The sequence below is a fragment of the Pseudoalteromonas sp. SG43-8 genome (assembly GCF_014164245.1).
Lineage (GTDB): Bacteria > Pseudomonadota > Gammaproteobacteria > Enterobacterales > Alteromonadaceae > Pseudoalteromonas > Pseudoalteromonas distincta.
This window is the reverse complement of record NZ_JACJEX010000004.1, coordinates 355,342-373,145: the sequence shown is the minus strand read 5'-3', so window position 1 is coordinate 373,145 and position 17,804 is coordinate 355,342. Positions and strand designations below refer to the sequence as shown.

Annotated in this window: 11 protein-coding genes; 6 read left to right on the top strand and 5 right to left on the bottom strand. The window is 37.0% G+C overall.

Annotated features, from left to right (window positions below; translation table 11 throughout):
• Positions 1-315 precede the first annotated feature (315 nt).
• The 3 genes from H5122_RS11070 to H5122_RS11060 form a co-directional block, all read right to left on the bottom strand.
• A complete protein-coding gene (locus tag H5122_RS11070; RefSeq protein WP_182681828.1) occupies positions 316-3,237 on the bottom strand; it encodes a TonB-dependent receptor in 2,922 nt (973 codons plus the stop codon).
• Positions 3,238-3,649: 412 nt separating this feature from the next.
• Positions 3,650-4,348 (bottom strand): metallophosphoesterase, encoded by a 699-nt coding sequence (locus tag H5122_RS11065; protein WP_182681829.1) that lies wholly within the window; start codon positions 4,346-4,348, stop codon positions 3,650-3,652.
• 220 nt (positions 4,349-4,568) lie between these two features.
• Positions 4,569-4,811: a YfhL family 4Fe-4S dicluster ferredoxin gene (locus H5122_RS11060; RefSeq protein ID WP_182673023.1), complete on the bottom strand. Its 243-nt coding sequence runs from the start codon at positions 4,809-4,811 to the stop codon at positions 4,569-4,571.
• 595 nt (positions 4,812-5,406) lie between these two features.
• Here H5122_RS11060 and H5122_RS11055 point away from each other — a divergent pair.
• The 3 genes from H5122_RS11055 (at position 5,407) to H5122_RS11045 (ending at position 9,871) form a co-directional block, all read left to right on the top strand.
• Positions 5,407-5,934: an RNA polymerase sigma factor gene (locus H5122_RS11055; protein WP_182712995.1), complete on the top strand. Its 528-nt coding sequence runs from the start codon at positions 5,407-5,409 to the stop codon at positions 5,932-5,934.
• A 63-nt stretch (positions 5,935-5,997) separates the two neighbouring features.
• Positions 5,998-6,975: a FecR family protein gene (locus tag H5122_RS11050; RefSeq protein ID WP_182674709.1), complete on the top strand. Its 978-nt coding sequence runs from the start codon at positions 5,998-6,000 to the stop codon at positions 6,973-6,975.
• A gap of 40 nt (positions 6,976-7,015) precedes the next feature.
• Positions 7,016-9,871 (top strand): TonB-dependent receptor, encoded by a 2,856-nt coding sequence (locus H5122_RS11045; RefSeq protein ID WP_182674711.1) that lies wholly within the window; start codon positions 7,016-7,018, stop codon positions 9,869-9,871.
• Here H5122_RS11045 and H5122_RS11040 read toward each other — a convergent pair.
• Entirely contained in the window at positions 9,868-11,655 is a 1,788-nt protein-coding gene (locus H5122_RS11040) for a metallophosphoesterase (protein ID WP_220487087.1), read from the bottom strand. The two genes, H5122_RS11045 and H5122_RS11040, sit on opposite strands and share 4 nt — an antisense overlap.
• Positions 11,656-11,835: 180 nt before the next feature.
• Here H5122_RS11040 and H5122_RS11035 point away from each other — a divergent pair, with 180 nt between their 5' ends.
• The 3 genes from H5122_RS11035 (at position 11,836) to H5122_RS11025 (ending at position 16,894) form a co-directional block, all read left to right on the top strand.
• Positions 11,836-12,897 (top strand): Ca2+-dependent phosphoinositide-specific phospholipase C, encoded by a 1,062-nt coding sequence (locus H5122_RS11035; protein WP_182674713.1) that lies wholly within the window; start codon positions 11,836-11,838, stop codon positions 12,895-12,897.
• 21 nt (positions 12,898-12,918) lie between these two features.
• On the top strand, positions 12,919-15,642 hold the full coding sequence (locus H5122_RS11030) for a TonB-dependent receptor (protein ID WP_182681830.1): 2,724 nt from the start codon (positions 12,919-12,921) through the stop codon (positions 15,640-15,642).
• 358 nt (positions 15,643-16,000) lie between these two features.
• Positions 16,001-16,894, top strand: a complete 894-nt coding sequence (locus H5122_RS11025; protein ID WP_182674717.1) for a LysR family transcriptional regulator — start codon at positions 16,001-16,003, stop codon at positions 16,892-16,894.
• Between the two features lie 34 nt (positions 16,895-16,928).
• Here H5122_RS11025 and H5122_RS11020 read toward each other — a convergent pair whose 3' ends face one another.
• Positions 16,929-17,801 carry a DMT family transporter gene (locus H5122_RS11020; protein ID WP_182674719.1) on the bottom strand — a complete coding sequence of 291 codons (873 nt, stop codon included), beginning with the start codon at positions 17,799-17,801 and terminating at the stop codon, positions 16,929-16,931.
• Between the last annotated feature and the right edge of the window lie 3 nt (positions 17,802-17,804).

Here is a 17,804-nt window from a genome sequence, read left to right as displayed (position 1 = left end):
TTTGTCAACACTTAAATTTAAACTTTCTAAAAAGATTCAATCTAAGTTTTACTTAACACCCTGAGTTGTTCGTGCCTCGCTATGCGTTGCTGTTTCCCGTCTCAGTGGGGTCGCATTATAGGGAGAACAGATTTTTACGCAAGCGTTTTATTGACAAAACTTTAAATAAAGCACTGTTCGCTGAGAATTTGAGCTAAACGCATTAAAAACACAACATAACTAGCACTTTATTAACATTTAACGCCTATTAAAGTGTTTGTTATGGCCTGCGCTATCAAAAAATACTGTCTACAGACCAGCTATTAAGTCAATTATCTAAAAGCTATAGTTAAAGCCCGCGTAAAAACGACGACCTGAGTAGCTAGTATTGAGTAATCGCGCATCGGTGTCATTTCCTAAACGCGTTACTGATTCAGATTTAGTTAAATTAATAACCGCTGCGGTAAGGCTAAGCCCGTCGTATAAATTTACAGATGCATTTACATCGATTTGTTCGTAAGGGTCTTGGTATATATTTAATCCGCTATTTAAACCGAGTACTGTTTCGCCGCGCTTATTATAAGAAGCACGTACATTAAAATAACCTCCTTCATAATAAACAGAGGTGTTGTACTGATACTTTGCACTACCTATTAAAGCCGACTGACCAAATTCTTCACCATTAATTGTTACATCTGCTTTATTGGTTTTGTTATAAGTGTAATTTGCGTAAAAGCCAAAACCACTATCAAAGGCATGCTGAATAAATACTTCCGCGCCTTTTGATACTGCATCGGTGCCATTACCTACAGTGCTGTAAGGGGCTATATTAATAGTCCCTGCATCCACTATATTATTTTTACCAGCAAAGTTTTGCTCTACGTCGATCACCAGTGGCACGACAAAGTTATCTACTTTTTTATGAAAAAGCGCCAATCCAACAGCAGAACCTTCGCCGTAATAATACTCAATAGATAAATCGGCTTGAATTGATTCAAATGGCTTCAAGTTTTTATTACCGCCACTGCCGCTAAAACCTAGCTGTTCATTAAATGCAGCTCTATCATCTGCCCATTCATCTGATACAAATGTAATACGCTGCTGCGCACCTAAATCACTATAGTCAGGACGAGATATTACTTTAGCTATTGCCCCACGAATAACTAAATCGTCGGTTGCATCCCACGCTATATTAAAGCTTGGCAAAACTTGAGTGTCTTTGTTTTGCTGAATGACTAATTGATAGTCTTCTACAAAACGAGCGTCACCTGTTACTGGCTCACCTGTTTCATCATTTGTGTGATCTAATTGGTAGGTATATAAGTCAGTAGATGAAGTAAGTGTTTTTGTTTGCACAACACGCACACCCAAATTACCTCTGACTTCACTAAATTCAAAATCACCTTGTATATAAAAAGCCGATATTTTCTCTTCTATATCGTAAACAAAATTATCTTCAATGCGCGTATAAGGTACATAACTAGCAGTGACCATATCGCGGTATTTATTCCAGTCGATACTTGGCATTTGGTTTATATCAAAACCACCTGCAATATTATTCTCACTAGTAAATACATTTTGAGCTAATGGCATTCCACCATTCCACTGGTAGCTATCAAAACGGGTAATACCTTGCTCACTTGCTTCCCCTGCAGCAATATCAAAATTTGGATCTAAAAAGAAGGTGTTGCCGGTTTCACGGTGAAGAGTTGAATTGCGGTATTTAGCACCGGTTTTAATTGTTTTTAAAAAGCCCCAATCAACATAAAATTCCACATCAGCTTGGTAGTAATCTTCTTCTAGCTCACTGCGTACAAAGCTTGAGTTTGAAGAGCCCGCATCACGACCGCCTCCAACTCCATTTTGTAAATTAACTAATGTATTAGGGTCGATATTAAGTGACACATTATTTTGATTGAGTGACCAGCCAGCCGTTTGAGCTGCGTTTTGAATAGTGGCTGCGTTTTCGCCCGCGTTAGAACTTTTATACGCCGCTTCCCAGCTTTCTTCTGGGCCGCCCTCTGATTGTGTATTACCAATTACAAAGCGCGCTTTAAAATTATCACCTTCATAGGTTAAATTAAAATCAAAGGTATCGGAGGTAGATTCCTCGCGTACGTAGCTGCCACGCATCCACGGAAATTGCATATCATTTTCGACACCACTTGCCATTGCATCGTATTGCATAGCAGTAACAATAGTGCCCGACTCATCAAGATTTACATCCGTCAAAAAATCAGGATTTAAAGACCACTCTGGTATATCAATCACAGATTCTGTTCTGTCTTGCCCAAGTGTAAAACCAAAATAATTAAAGCCAAGCTCTAAACGATTTGTTGGTCGCCACTGTGAACTAAATTGAATCCCTTCGCGCTCACGTTTTTCGTTAAGAACAGAACCTCGAACAACTTGCGGAAACCAAACGCCATCGTAACTGTTGCCGTTTGCATCATTAATAGTATCCCAACCGTTATTGTTATCAACTGTATTACCATGTATATCTGTTGCTTGCCCAGTGCCAGTATAGCGCCATACATTAGCATTAGTACCGCCCGAAAGCGTTCTGTTTGTCCGTTCCTGATAGGTATAGCCAACTAATACACCAAAGTTTTCGTTGTCGTTTTTCCATGAATATAAACCCGTAAACTGCGGTTCGTACTCTTTTGTAACATCAGCGTAAGTACTCTCGATATTAAAGACACCCGAGTTTGCATCCATATTTAAAGGTTTTCGGCTGTGCATTAATACAGTGCCACCAACCCCACCTTCATCTAAGCGTGCCTCTGGCGATTTATAAACCTCTACGCTTTCAATCATTGAAGACGGTAACAAAGCATAATCAAACGAACGCGAAGGCTCCCCCGGAGAAGATGCTATAAAATTACCATTAAGCTGTGTAAAGGTAAGTTCTGACGATAAACCACGAATACTAACAGATGAACCTTCCCCGCCGTCACGCTCAATTACCACTCCGGGTACACGCTGAAGTGAGTCTGCAACGTTTTTATCAGGGAACTTTCCAATGTCTTCCGCGGTAATGGCATCAACTACTGAGCCAGACATACGTTTTACATCTAAGTTTTCGGCCATACTTGAACGGATACCACGTACTTCTATTACTTCCATATCCTTTGCGTGCTGCGAGTTTTCTTGCGCTGCAAAAGCACACATAGAACCCAAAGCAGAAAAAATTGATACATAAAGTGACGACTTACAAAACGTTGAAAAAGGGAAAGGGTATATGCTTGCTACTATCATGTGAGAGGCTGTTCCATTTAAATCTGCTTATATAAAACCTAAAGCGAGAAGTTAGTCCTTTTACGTAAATTATTTACGAAATGGCAAAATTGTTCCCAATTCTACACAGCCAAACTTAACCGTTTGTTAATCATCAATATTAAAACTAAATAAACGTCTCATATAACTGTATTAATACCTATTGGATGAAACTTAAAATCCAACCCACACATCAAAACCACTCTTAATTAACAAGCTAATAGAGGCTTTGTTGAATTTAATAGCTTAATAAAATAATTACGCTGCATAAATCATAGGGTGTATAGAAAAAACAAAGAGGATAACTAGATGTGGTAGTCAGCAGTTTATACTTTAGAAAGCAAAACTGCCGAATGATATTTGAAAGAAGTAACAATTGCTAAATAGCGCTTGGTTAATCAAGCGTAGCAATAACCTCTGAAAGCTCTAAGAGTGTAGGCTTTCCACCATAATAATTTGTATCTATATGATAACTATTGCCAACCCAAAAAGGCGCTTTAGTTGAGTTATGTCCATGTATTGAAAAGTCGACTCCATGACTTTTAACTACCTTATTTTGTTTAACTACTTCGCGATCCCACAATAAAGATTGCACGATTAGCGATTTATCATCAGGGTAATTTTCCCAATCCCACGATTGTGCAAATGTATGAGACAACCCTATTGTATAACCACGATACTCTAGTACTATTGAAAGCGGTTTAGTTAGTAACTCATCGCACATGACACTGAGCTTTTCACTTGATACCGACTTATGCCAATTGCCACCATTGTCAGTCCATAATTTAAAAGCCGCTTTATCATTACTTAATAATGATTCCAACATTAAATGCTCATGATTACCTAATATCATACATGCCCTAATGGCCTGTAAGTATGTAAATAAGTCATATGTTTTATCCCCGCGATCAACAAAATCGCCTAGGCAAAACAAAGTGTCTCTTTCAGGGTCAAAATTTACGTTATTAAGTGCGTTTTTTAAGGCCGGTAAATCACCATCAAGATCGCCAATTACAAATACTCGGCACTCATCATTAATAAATATGGCTTGTTTTGAAGATACAGCCTGAATAGCGTTAATACCTATATCCAAAATAGACTCCTATAGAATGCAATCTAAAACTTAGATTAATACTTGAGTTTATAAAGCCTTAAGGTAACACAATATAGTTGATAATTAATGAAGGTAATAAGATTTGATTGAAACTAAAAATGGATGGCAGAGGACCTTAGCTACAACCTAAATAAGTAATTTGAGTAGTGTTTTTAGCTTAAATTAAAAGCGGCTTAGCAAAATACCTGACCAGCTATTTTCAGGTTAACCGCACAAATTTTTCTGCTAGTTCGTCCAAGGTTTCACGCTTATTCGGATCGGGCTTTATGCAGTCAATAGGGCAAACACTTACGCAAGTAGGTTTATCATAATGCCCTACACACTCAGTACATTTACTAGCATCTATTTGGTATATTTTAGCGCCCATATAAATAGCCTCATTAGGGCACTCTGGGTCACACATATCACAGTTAATGCATTTACTATTTATGAGTAAAGCCATTTCCTAGCCCTTTCAATTAAAATTATTATAAAACAAAAAGATAAGTAAAAATAAAGGTGTATAAAGGCTAATTTTTGTGCAGTTCTAGTTTAATAAAAAACCGCTATTTTTCAATAAATCGTAACACAAATTAGTAACACAAATTTTTATTTTTGGGTGTAAATTACAGCCGCGAATTATGCCTATTTTTCTCTGTTGCTTTGTTGATCTTAATCAATAGAAATAGCCGCACTTTTACTAAGTTTGATATTATTTTAACTTTCCTAAGTTATTTATTTAAATTAATATAAAATTAGCTGACCTGCCAAAAAGCGCTTAGGCCCTCTACTTATATGCTAATCCCGTCAAAAGAACATTCAAATAAGGAAAACAAGTGAATATAGTACCTCCAAGAATTTAGCCTTTTTCAAAGTGTTATTTTCGCAAATACTCTATGCCTAAAATTAAACCCTATTTAAAGCGTTAAGATGATCTAAATGATGCTTTACTCTTCGTACCATCACTTCAATTTACTTAATCGCTATCAACCTGGCTGTAATCAATTGGTCATATTATTCACTTAGTATCTATTTAAAATAAAATTCTAGACTGAGTAATGAAGACTTTTAAAAGCCCCCTGCCATCGAATTTAAATATTTCTTCTGAGCAAAGCGATGTAAAAAACGTTATCACCCATATTCGTAAATTCATTAGTCGTCGAACCAATAATACTGATGACGTAGACGATCTTGTGCAAGAAGCTCTGCTAAGAACATTAAATAGAAATGACACGTCAGAAATTGAAAACTTTCAGGCGTACATAAATCAAGTCGCAAAGTCTGTTATGTATAGTGATTGGCAAAAAAATAAAAGCCAACCAAATAATGCAGAAGATATTGAGCTTTTTACAAATGATAATAGCGATCCAGAAGCGCAGTCTATTACAGAGCAAAAGCTCGAGCTTGTTAAAAGTGCGTTGCAAGAGTTACCACCTTTAAGAAGAAAAGTATTTAAGCTTCGACGCATTGACGGGTTAAGTCGCGAAGAAATTAGTCTGCAGTTAAATATGAGCCAAGAATCTGTAAAAAAACATATTACGCGCGCAATGATACAAATAACGCTTAGCATTGAAAAAAATCAATAAAAATGTCCCCTTTATTACACTTTTACGCTCTTTATATTTAATCAACGCAGGTTAGGTTTTTTAATGAACGAACAACGCTTAGAACAGGCAGTAGATTGGGTAGATCGGATTAATGATTTAAATGATCATGACCGTGAAGAACTATCGCTTTGGTTAAAATGCACAGAAAATAAGAATGCATTTGAAAAAATAGCTAATGTATTTGGCGATCCTGCTGTTAAACAGGCTTTACACATTTACACTAAACAATATAGTTTACCGACTCCAATAATTACGCCTAATGCTAAACGCTCTAGAACTTTCCCTATGCTCGCCTTAGCAGCTAGTTTTAGCGCTATTGCTTTTGCAGTGTACTGGCTTGCTATATCTCAACAGACATTTACACCAACACCGATTGCAAAAACCGTAGTTAAATCTAGCCTGCCTCAGCTTTTAGAAGCACATTTAGGTAAACGTGTATCGCAGTTATTAGATGACGGTTCATATTTGCACTTAAATGCAGATAGTGAGTTAACTGCGCACTTGCTACCACACTCAAGGCAAATCGAATTAAAAAAAGGACAGGTTTTTTTTGATGTAGCCAAAGATAAAACACGGCCATTTATAATAAATTCAGGACAAGCAAGCATTAAAGTACTGGGTACTTCTTTTGATGTAGAGCGCAATAAAGATGAAGTAGTGGTAACTGTGTACGAAGGCAAAGTAGAAGTCTCGGCTTTAGATAAAGTGATATTAACTCCCTCTCAACAAGCTGTTATAAAAAATGGCCATATAACTGTAGATTATAGCCAGCAGTTAGCACAACTCCCTGCTTGGCGAATGGGTTGGATTGATGCAGAAAAAGAACCTCTAACCAGTGTTATTAAACAATTGCAGCGTTACAGCCCTATGGTAATTAAAGTGGATAACACACTAAATAATACACTAATTAGCGGACGATTTAATCTCGAAACGCCACAACAAAGCCTTATGCTCATTGCATCAACTTATAACTGGAAAGTAGATAAGAAGAACAACGTACTTCATTTAACGTTACCTTAAATGAGTAAAAATATGACTGTATTACTTTGATTAAATGATTATGCTAAAACAGGTACGTACATTAAATAAAAGTATTTTAGTGTACTTTTTTATCGGTGCTAGTTGTTTAACAACGTTGCCTAGTGCGGCAAAAAATATAAATACCTTTATTTATATACCAGCGAGTTCTCTCAGTGATAGTTTAAGAGAGGTAGCAAATGCATATGCAGTCTCTTTTAGTAGTAACCCTTCACTTATCAACGACAAAACTACGTCCACCTTAGTGGGCGATCATACACTTGCTCAAGCACTAGATTTTTTATTAAGAGGCAGCGAGTTAACATATAAAATTCAAGACAAGGGTTTTGTTATTTTTCAAAAAAAAATAACAACCAATAACGAAATACTTGAAGAAATAACAGTAAAGGGTATTCGCTATTCATTAGCTAGCTCACGAAATTTAAAACACAATAATAAAACGATTAGTGAAGCAATTTCAGCACAAGATATTACCGATATTCCCAATACTAACTTAGCCGAGGCCTTACAGTATATTCCTGGCGTAGCAATTACTCGCGAAGCAGGCGAAGGTCGCCAAGTTTCAATACGAGGTAACTATCCTGATTTTAGTTTGGTGACACTCAACGGTATGCCTGTGTTAGCAAATAATGATTCACCTATGGATAGTCGAGTACAAAAACAGCGCGATCGTTCTTTCGATTTCAATATTTTACCTGCCGAACTTTTTAAACAAATCCATGTAATTAAAGCATATTCCGCCGATAAAATTGCAGGTGGAATATCTGGAACAATGGCATTACAAACTATAAACCCTTTAGATAATGAGGGGTTTAAATTTATTATAACCCCAGAAGTTGGCTACAACGACTATGTGGGTACAGGCGCAAAACGCTATTCAAGCTTAATTTCTAACACGTGGAATAATTGGGGGGTACTTGCAAGCGTTGCATACACAACCAGAGAGTCGTTAGAGCAAGGTGCTAATACATTTCGCTGGCGTAATATTGCAATAGATGGGGCTGACCTATCGGCTTTAACCCAATCACAAGCACTGCATTTGACTCAAGGCGATTATATAGTTCCTCGTGGTAATCGGTACTCGGTATGGCAAGCTACACAGCAGCGATTTGGGGCAAATCTATCTGTAGAGTATAAAAATGAAACCACCCATTTTGATTTTGATATGCTCTCAGGGTTTTTAAAAGGGGATAGGCATGAATATCATTTATACCCTAGAGGGGAGCAGTCTACGCCTATAATTAAAGGGCTAACAACAATCACAGACATTCAAACGAATGAAAATAATGAGCTAGTGTATGCACGTTACGAAAATGCACGAGTCGCAACCGAAAGTAGAACCCAAGAAATAAATACGGCATATCAGCAAGGTGTGCTATCACTTACGCAACAAGTGAATACAAATTGGAAAGTAAGCGCCATATTAGGAAAAGAACAATCAAAGTATGACATTCCTTACAGCAATAAGATTTATACCCAAGGCATAAGTGACGTTACGATTGATTATCGTAAAACTCCATTTTATGCAGATATTAACTACAGTGAAAATTTAAAAAATCCTACAATGTGGCAAATGCATCATGGTGATATAGAACAATACAATTCAAATAGTGAGTACACCTTCGCAAAATTAGATTTTCAATATGACATTAATAGTTTAATCACCCTTCAATTTGGAGCTGATTGGACTCTGTTTGAAAATAAAATGTATAACGCACAGCAAAACGATATTTTTTTTAATGAATTAACCAACGCACCACAACAATTAACTGACCTTCCTGCGTCGTATGTTTCATCGCAACATGCACATAAAAGCCTACAATGGTTAAAAATAAACACCAATGAAGCACTTAAACTTTATGGCATCGACCCATTTAATATACAAAACAATAGCTCATCAATTACCACTGAAGCTGAGCATATACAAGAATATAGCAGAGGAGCTTATACTTTAATAAGCACAGAGCAGGCACAATGGGAAGCTCATATAGGTTTGCGTTATCAAGCAGAATCCATAACATCTCACACTCAAGCCCCTTACTCTCCTATTTTATATAGTCTTTGGCTTCCAACTTTTAATGGATCATATTTTATAAACGATAAATGGCGATTACGTGTAGGACTTTCTAAAAACTATTCAAAACCATTACTGAACTCACTAAGTTTTAATGGTTCAAACGATACCCCAAATAATACAAAATATACATTTAACTCAAGTCTAAAACCTTACTTATCTTATAATACCGATATTTCCTTAGAAGCAGATTTTAGTAGTCGTAGTACGTTTAATATATCACTCTTTTATAAAGATTTGGATGATTACATAGTTACAACGCAAGTCCCCTTATCAAAAACTTCAGAGTCTACAACCCCCGATATTAATAACCTTTGGCTAAGTAATGCAGAATCAGCTTATCAGTGGGGAGCGGAAATAAGTTTAAATTATTTAATACATAATTCTGACTGGGGTATCAACCTACAAACAACTTACAATAAAGGCAAAGTCACGTATTACGACTCAAATAATGGCTCAGCTTTATTTAAAAAAAACCTACCTTTTTTATCTAAAATAACCGCCTCAAGTATGATCTTTTATGATCACCCTAAGTTCAATTTTAAACTAGGCGCTATTTTTAGAGATAAATATTTAGTTCGGGCAGGCAGTCTTTTGCTCGATGAAAACGAAACAGGGTTTATGCCGACTGTTTATTGGGATGCAAACCTAAATTATTATTTTTCTAATCATTGGAAACTTAAATTTAGCGCATTTAATCTCAGCAATGAACAAGAGCGACAATACAGTAACTCAACACTAAGAGCCTATAACTCAACCACAAGTGGTCGCACTTATTACTTGGGGTTGAGTTATCAGTATTAGATAATCTCCCCCGTTTTCAAATCAACGCTAAAATTCTCACCTTGGGTATGCTTACTAAATTTTGCCATTATTTTTATTAACAAAGCCAAATCCTGCTGTGTTTGCGTATCTGTTTTACAAGTCGATTGAGCTAAAAACTCATTTAGCTGTTGATAAGTAATACGCTTTTGAGGTGTTATATCTGCAGTTACATCACCATTTCTTAATAAATAAAAATCTCGAAGCCATTCTTTTGTAGATACAGCTTTAAGTTGAATTAGCAAATTAGGCGAGACTTTATTTAAACACTGCATATCTGTAAACCAATCTGCTAAATAGTGATTATCGTTTAGCCATGCCACTAAACTTTTTGGCCAATCGCGTTTTAAAAAACGCTGACTAATAAGTCCAAATAAATGCTGTTTAGTAAAATCACCATAACTTTCTGAGCTCAAAATAGTACGGTCAAAATTACTAAGATTATGTTTTTCACGATATACCCATTCCTTTTCATATAAACCAAATAAATCATTGAAACCAGGAACATCGTCTAATGTATGAGTACTTACCAATGCGGTGTGCTTTACTAAGTTTAGCTCTGCAATCTTATATGCAGCTTTATAAGCAGCTAAACTTGGCACTTGTACATTAACTAACTGAGAGTCTCGATTACTTGTTACCAGCGCAGTATCATTTAGATGCATATGTCCTGCAAAATGTAGTGTTAATCCTGTATCTGCAAGTATTTGTGTTGTACGGGGTGTAGGCACTCTAGGTAGGGAAAAATGGCCACGACTAAACACTTTATGTAATTCATCATTCGCATTATCGTAAAACTCTCCCATTGGAAAGTGGCTAAATGCGATCAGTGTTTTGTTTTGCTCTTTTGACCTTTTAACAACCGTTTTTATCCACTTTAACAGTAAAGGCTTTGCATCAATTAAAGCATTATAGCCGGCACTAGACGAACCCTTAAAAGTGAGTGGCGAATTTTGCCATTGTGGTGCATACACATTGGCATCTATTGCCATTAACCAAACACCTTTTATGGGCTCAACTAAGTAGCTCGCATCTGGCATCGTTATACAATGATTAACATCATTAGGGTCACACCATATAAACTCTCGGTTTTCATAAGGTGTTTCATATAGCACGTCACTTTTATGTTTGCTAAATCCAAAGTTACTGAGTGTGCTTAATATTTCAGTGTAACCCCAGTTTTTTAAACCATCATCACATACAGACGACTTAGTCATACACTTTTCATGTTGATAACTATAAACGCCAAACTCTTTACCTTGAGCCGTTAAGAAGTCAGCTTTACCTGCCTCAGTTGTAAATGGCTTTACGGGGTCATGATTGCCTGGAATCGCAAAAAAACGCATCCCATATGTTTTTTCATAATGGTCTAAAATACGTGCTAGTGCCCGAACATTAATAGGTTGGCCATCATCAGTAAAATCGCCTGGTAGGATGACTAACTTAATCTCTTTTTCTACTAGCTCATCTAATACATGTAAAAAAACAAAATAATTTTCATTGAAAAGTCGCGTTGAGTGAAGCTGCGCATACATACTTCGCACCAGTAATGGTTGCTTTGACCCTACATCCGTTGGTAACTCTATATTGTCTGTATTATGTAAATTAGCAAAAATATCATGTAGATGAATATCAGCTAAAAATGCAACTTTAACCGTCTCCACCTTCACTGCACTTTTAACCTCGTAGTACGAGGTAGCACTCACTTTAAATGTAATACATAACCCAATCCATAGTGCTAACCATAGTGCTTTGACCCTAATCATGATGGCTTTATCCAGTTTTCACTCAACTTATTATTTAGAGCGCGGTAATGGATAAAAGGGGACATAAAATTTTATAAACATGCTTTTCAATTATGAAACTTTTATTAAATGCATATTTTTGTGTCCCCTAATTTATGAATGCCCGCTCTTAGATAGCAAACTCAACAATTGAGACGTGGTATGCCACTTTTTATTTTTATTATTTTTGCAGATTATGTAACTAGCATTAACGCTATGCCATTAAATACCTTTCAAATGATTGGCTCACATAACAGCTATAAAAAAACATTAAACGTAGGCGTTAATAATAAATTAAATACTCTAAATCCTAAACTAATGGCCCGTATTGATTACGGTCATTCTCCCATTATTAAACAGTTAAATAGCGGTGTTCGCCATTTAGAAATTGACGTTTTAAAAGACCCTAATGGTGATTTATACATAAAACCTTGGGCTAATACTTTTGCAACGACTCCTTTATTTAATGAGTTAGAAAAAAAGCAATTAGCTACTCCTGGATTTAAAGTAATGCACATTCCCGATATTGATGTGCAAAGCCATTGTGTATTGCTCAGTGGATGTTTGAATACACTCAAAACATGGTCAGAGGCAAACCCGCAGCACTTTCCTATTGTTGTAATGCTCAATGTAAAAGAAACGCGATCAGATGTAGTGCTGGGCAATAATCCACTTAAATTTACACCGAACGATTATTATTTACTCGATGAAGTAATTCAAAAATCGTTACCTAACTCATTATTCACGCCCGATAACTTACGTAAAATACCGTTATCTTTAAACCAAACAGTCGTTAGGTTTGGGTGGCCAAGTACACGTGCCTTGGCTGGTAAGTTCATATTCTTATTTGATGGCAATACACAGCAATCGGCACTTTATAAACAAAATAGGCCTTCGTTAAAAGGGGCAAGCATGTTTGCCAATTATGATGAAAACCAGCCCGAAGCTGCTTTTATGATTGTAAACAACCCTACACGCGACTTTTATAAAATTCAGCAACTTGTACTTAAAGGTTACATGGTGCGCACCCGCGCAGATGCAACCTTAAGTGCAACCAATTCTCAGCGAGCAATCCAATTTAATGCCGCGAAAAATAGCGGCGCACAAGTAATTTCGACCGATTTTATACCCAGCTCGCCACAGCAGGCGCGCTTTAACTATGTGGTGCAATTTGACGAAGGTCATTTAGTGCGCACAAACCCTTTTATTAATAATCAACTTTAAATTAAAAACCAAGGAAGCATTATGTTGAACAAACCATCTCGTACGCTTTTAGCAACGGCTATAATGAGCTCATTAGGCGCGTCTAATTATGTGTATGCAGAACAATCTGCTCAAACAGAAGTAGAAGAAATAGTTGTACAGGGTTATCGCAACAGTTTGTTAAAAGCAAAAGATTTAAAACGAAATGCTGTGGGCGCACAAGACTCTATTGTCGCTGAAGATATTGCTGATTTTCCGGATCTAAACTTAGCTGACTCACTACAACGAGTTCCTGGCATTGCGATTACCCGAGAAGGTGGCGAAGGCCGACAAATTTCATTACGAGGTTTAGGACCGAACTTTACACAAGTACAACTTAACGGGATGGAGGCTTTGGGTACGTCTTCTTCGGCAATGGATAGCCGAGGCTCAGTAAGCAGATCACGCGCTTTTGATTTTAACATATTTGCTTCTGAGTTATTTCAGCGCGTTGATGTGAAAAAATCCTTCTCTGCCGAAATGGATGAAGGTGGTATAGGTGGAACTGTTGGACTTCATACAGCAAAACCATTTGATTTTGATGGGTTTAATACTGCAATATCAGGTCAACTTGGTGACAATTCACAAACTGATGATGTTAGTCCACGTTTTGCAGCTCTGATCTCAGATACTTGGGATGATAAATTTGGCGCATTATTTTCAATTGCATACAGCAAACGTGATGTAAATGAGCAAGGTTACAATACATATCGCTGGCGCAAAAAAAATGCTTCAGGCTCAGATATATCCGAGCTATCAGATGAGTTACAAGACAAAATTAACAACGAAGAAGTGAGCTTTTCACGTGGTAGCCGTTATTCGTTATTTGAAAACCAACAGGAGCGCCTAGGGACAACACTTGCCCTGCAGTATCGCCCAAGTAATAACCTTGAATTCGGTTTTGACGCTCTATATGGTGAACTGAATAATGACCGCAGTGAATACCACTTACAAAATAGAGGTTCTAGTTCAACAGCTATTGGTTGTACTGGACCAGCTTATAACAACGAGCAAATATGCTCAAAGCTAACAGCTCTTGAAATAAACGAAAATAACGATGCTATTTATTCGGTATACGAAGACGCCGCTATTCATTCAGAAAGCCGTAGCCAATATGCTGATACCCACATTAGTCAGTTTGTATCAAATAGCGATTGGCAAATTACAGAAGATTTAAATATGACCGCCTTAGTCGGGCGTTCACAAACCAAGTTCAATACAGGCAGTGTTAAAGTTTACCTAGAGACATTTGGCGATGAAACTATTGATTATCGCAAGGATGCTTATTATGGGGAAAATACATACGGGTTTGATCCTACTGACAGTAGTTTATTCCGCTATCACGAAATTGATATATCTGAAGAAGAAATCACCAATACATTTGACTCTATAAAATTAAATTTTAATTACACGCTTAACAATACTTCAAATATAAAGTTCGGTGTATCTAATAAAAAGTTTGAAAGTGAAAACGGTGAAACTAAATCTGATAACGTTAACCGCAGCGATTGGGAAAATGGCTTACTGGATGACACGGTAGATCCAAGCCTGATATTTACAAATACCGCGCACAATAAACAGCAATGGGTAAGTGTCGATGTACTAGGCACCCTAGCAAGTATGAATATCGATCCTAATTTAGATAATCCTGATTTTACCGATAACGTACAAGAAAAAACCCTTGGGGCTTATTTGCAATACGAAGCTGAATGGGAATTGGGCTCAGGTTATTTAATGGGTAATGCTGGTGTACGCCATTACGATACTAAAACCAACGCCGTAGGTTTAATAAATGGAGAAGTAGTTGATGTTGAAAACACCTACTCAGGACTTTTGCCTGCTATAAATTTAGTTTGGGATAGTAATAACAGTTTAGTACTTCGTGCAAGCTATGGCGAAAATCTCACCCGCCCTTCGCTCGGTGCATTAGTGCCAACAGGCGTTGTTCAAAATGATGCCACATCAACCAATGGCCTTAGTATCAGCTCAGGAAACCCAAACCTTAAACCCTACGAATCAGTTAACTTCGACTTTTCAGTCGAGTACTATTTTGAAAACATTGGGTATGCGGCCGTAAGTTACTTTCATAAATCTATCGATAACTTCATTATCACCGAAACATATGATATCCCATACAGCCAAACCGGATATCCTCTTAGCTTTTTAGGCGACGTAGACGAAAGCGGTAATCCGCAAACAGCAAATACTGTTTTTACTGTTATTCAGCCTCAAAACTTAGATGAAAGTGATATTAGTGGCTGGGAACTCGCTTTTCAACGTGACCTAGACTTTTTACCTGCCCCGTTTAATAACTTAGGTGTTATTGCTAATTATACATTTGCTGATGGTGAAGCACTGTACCGTAATGTAGGTAATTCAGGTATTGATCAATATAAATCATTCCCTGGCCTGTCAGAGCATTCGGGTAACTTTACAGTATATTACGATTCTGATTCATGGGGCGCACGCGTTGCAGCAGCTTATAGAAGTGACTATATTGCATCGGTACAAGCCGGTAACGGCGATGAAGACGAAAATGGTTTTCATGCCAGTACATACATAGATGCATCAGCATTTTATCAGGTTAATGAAAAGCTAAAGCTCACTATAGAAGCAAGTAATTTGACTAATGAACGAGAAGAGCAGTATTCAGACTCCAATGATCGTTTGTACAATACGACGGTTAATGGCCGTACTGTTTATTTAGGTGCAAGTTATCGTTTCTAAATTATAAAAATGAGGCTCTACTTTTGTGTAGAGCCTCTCATTATTCTTTAGGGATTCATCAAAAAAGACGACGTATAAATTCACTTAATTAAGCGAATTTATATAAAGCACTCGATGTAAATCACTATTTTAAGTCTATTTTCAATCGCTTTAGCAAATATGACTTAAAACTACTTTTAATTTATTTAGCTGAACAGATAGAGTTACGTTGTTTACCAGTGCCTTTATTGCAGAGTTATGAAATCAAAGTTATATAAAATTTTATTGCCTAACTTCAGTTCTTACCCCTTAATCTCTAGTGAAATTTTAAAGTGCCGCTGTTAATATTGTCTACCTCCTAAATAATAAAGTAGTTCTAATGGCAGCTAGTTATTCTCTTGATGATTTACGTTACTTTTGCACCATAGTAAAACTAGGTAGCTTTAAAAAAGCATCCATAAACCTTGGTATGTCACTATCAACTTTAAGCCGTAGAATACGTTTATTAGAGCAAGCCCTTCAATTAACGTTACTAAATCGAGATGCTCATCGGGTAACACTTACGCATACTGGCGAATTATATTACGACCGCTACCGCAAGTTATTTGAAGAAGTAGAGTGTATTGAGCAAGCACTTTGTGATGAGAAAGACCAACCTAAAGGGAAAATTAGGATCTCTGCACCCATTTACATGGGTAAACACTTTTTAAGTGCTATTTTTTGTGAATTTTTACTGCAATATCCCGATATTCAATTAGATTTACGCTTTTCAAATAATCTTATTGATATTGAAAAAGAAGGGATTGATATCGCGTTTAGAGTAAGAAACCCAGCCATCGATAATTGGGTTATTAGAGAACTTAAGCTTACTCATAACCTGCTGTGTGCTCACCCAAATTATGATTATCAATCCATCACTCATCCTGGGCAATTAAAAGATCACCCAAAAGTTACTTGCCTTGGGTTAGTTCCGTGGCAGTTAAAAAATCCGCAAACGAGCGAAGAATACAGTTTTAATCCAAACACGCATGTCCGGTTAGAAGTTGATGAAATTCAAATGATGAAACAAGCCGTTGAGTCTGGTGTGGGTATTAGCTACATTCCTGATTATATAGCATTGCCTCTTATTGAAGCCGGGGAGCTTAAACGTATTCTTCCTGACTGGCAAAGTGAAGGGCAGCCATTTTCTATGCTTTATCGCGACAGAAAACAAGTACCTTATCGGGTACGACTATTAATAGAGCATACATTGCAACACTTCAACGAAAAGTAGCAATGTATGCTTTTAAAAAGAAAGCTTTAAACGTTTAAAAACTAAGCCTAAGTACAATTACACCTAAAAATGCTGTTGCTAATCCTATCACTTCTTGGCGTGTAAAAGACTCTTTTAGGATGATGCGTGAGTACAATAAAATAATTAAAATGTTCATCCCTGAAATTGCCGAAACGAGCCCTGTATTACCAATTGCAAAAGCCGATATTATTGCCACCATACCTGCCACGTTTGTTAATCCAATCAGTAATCCGCACGAAAAAGTTTTACTCGCAGACCAATACCCTTGAGAAGTGCCTTGCTCTGCTAGCATTTTTTTACGCTTTACTAACCAACTAACAGCAAAAAGAAAACTACCAAAACCAAACATAGACGTTAGCGTTGCAAACGTATCGGCCTCAAGAAGTGTTGATTGCTTACCCATTAAATCATTAAATGCAAAGGCAAGTGCAGCGAGTAATCCCCATTGCGCACCTTGTAGGTTGTTCAACGAAATATCGCTTGAATAACGAATGATATAAAGGCCACCAAAAATAATGAAAAAGCCAATTAATTGAATTGTTGTTAAGGTCTCCTGCCACAATAAAAAAGCAAATAAAAGGACAAACAAAGGCGTTAATCCCGATAAAATACTAATTAAAGACGCTTTACCAACCGAAAACCCCTTATGCAACAAACCATTAGCAGCAAAAGAGCCAAAACCTAACGCTAGCCCAACCGTAATGTCTGCCCAGCCATGCCATGTGTGCTCAAATACCACAGTACCTAGCGCACTAATAACAAACCCTACAAAAAATACACCGAATAATAATAAGTTACGGTTAATCTTTTTCTGCGACGTCCATTGATAAAACACTCCTCGAGCACCAAAAAAAACGGTTGCGAGTAATGCAAAAATTATCCACATACA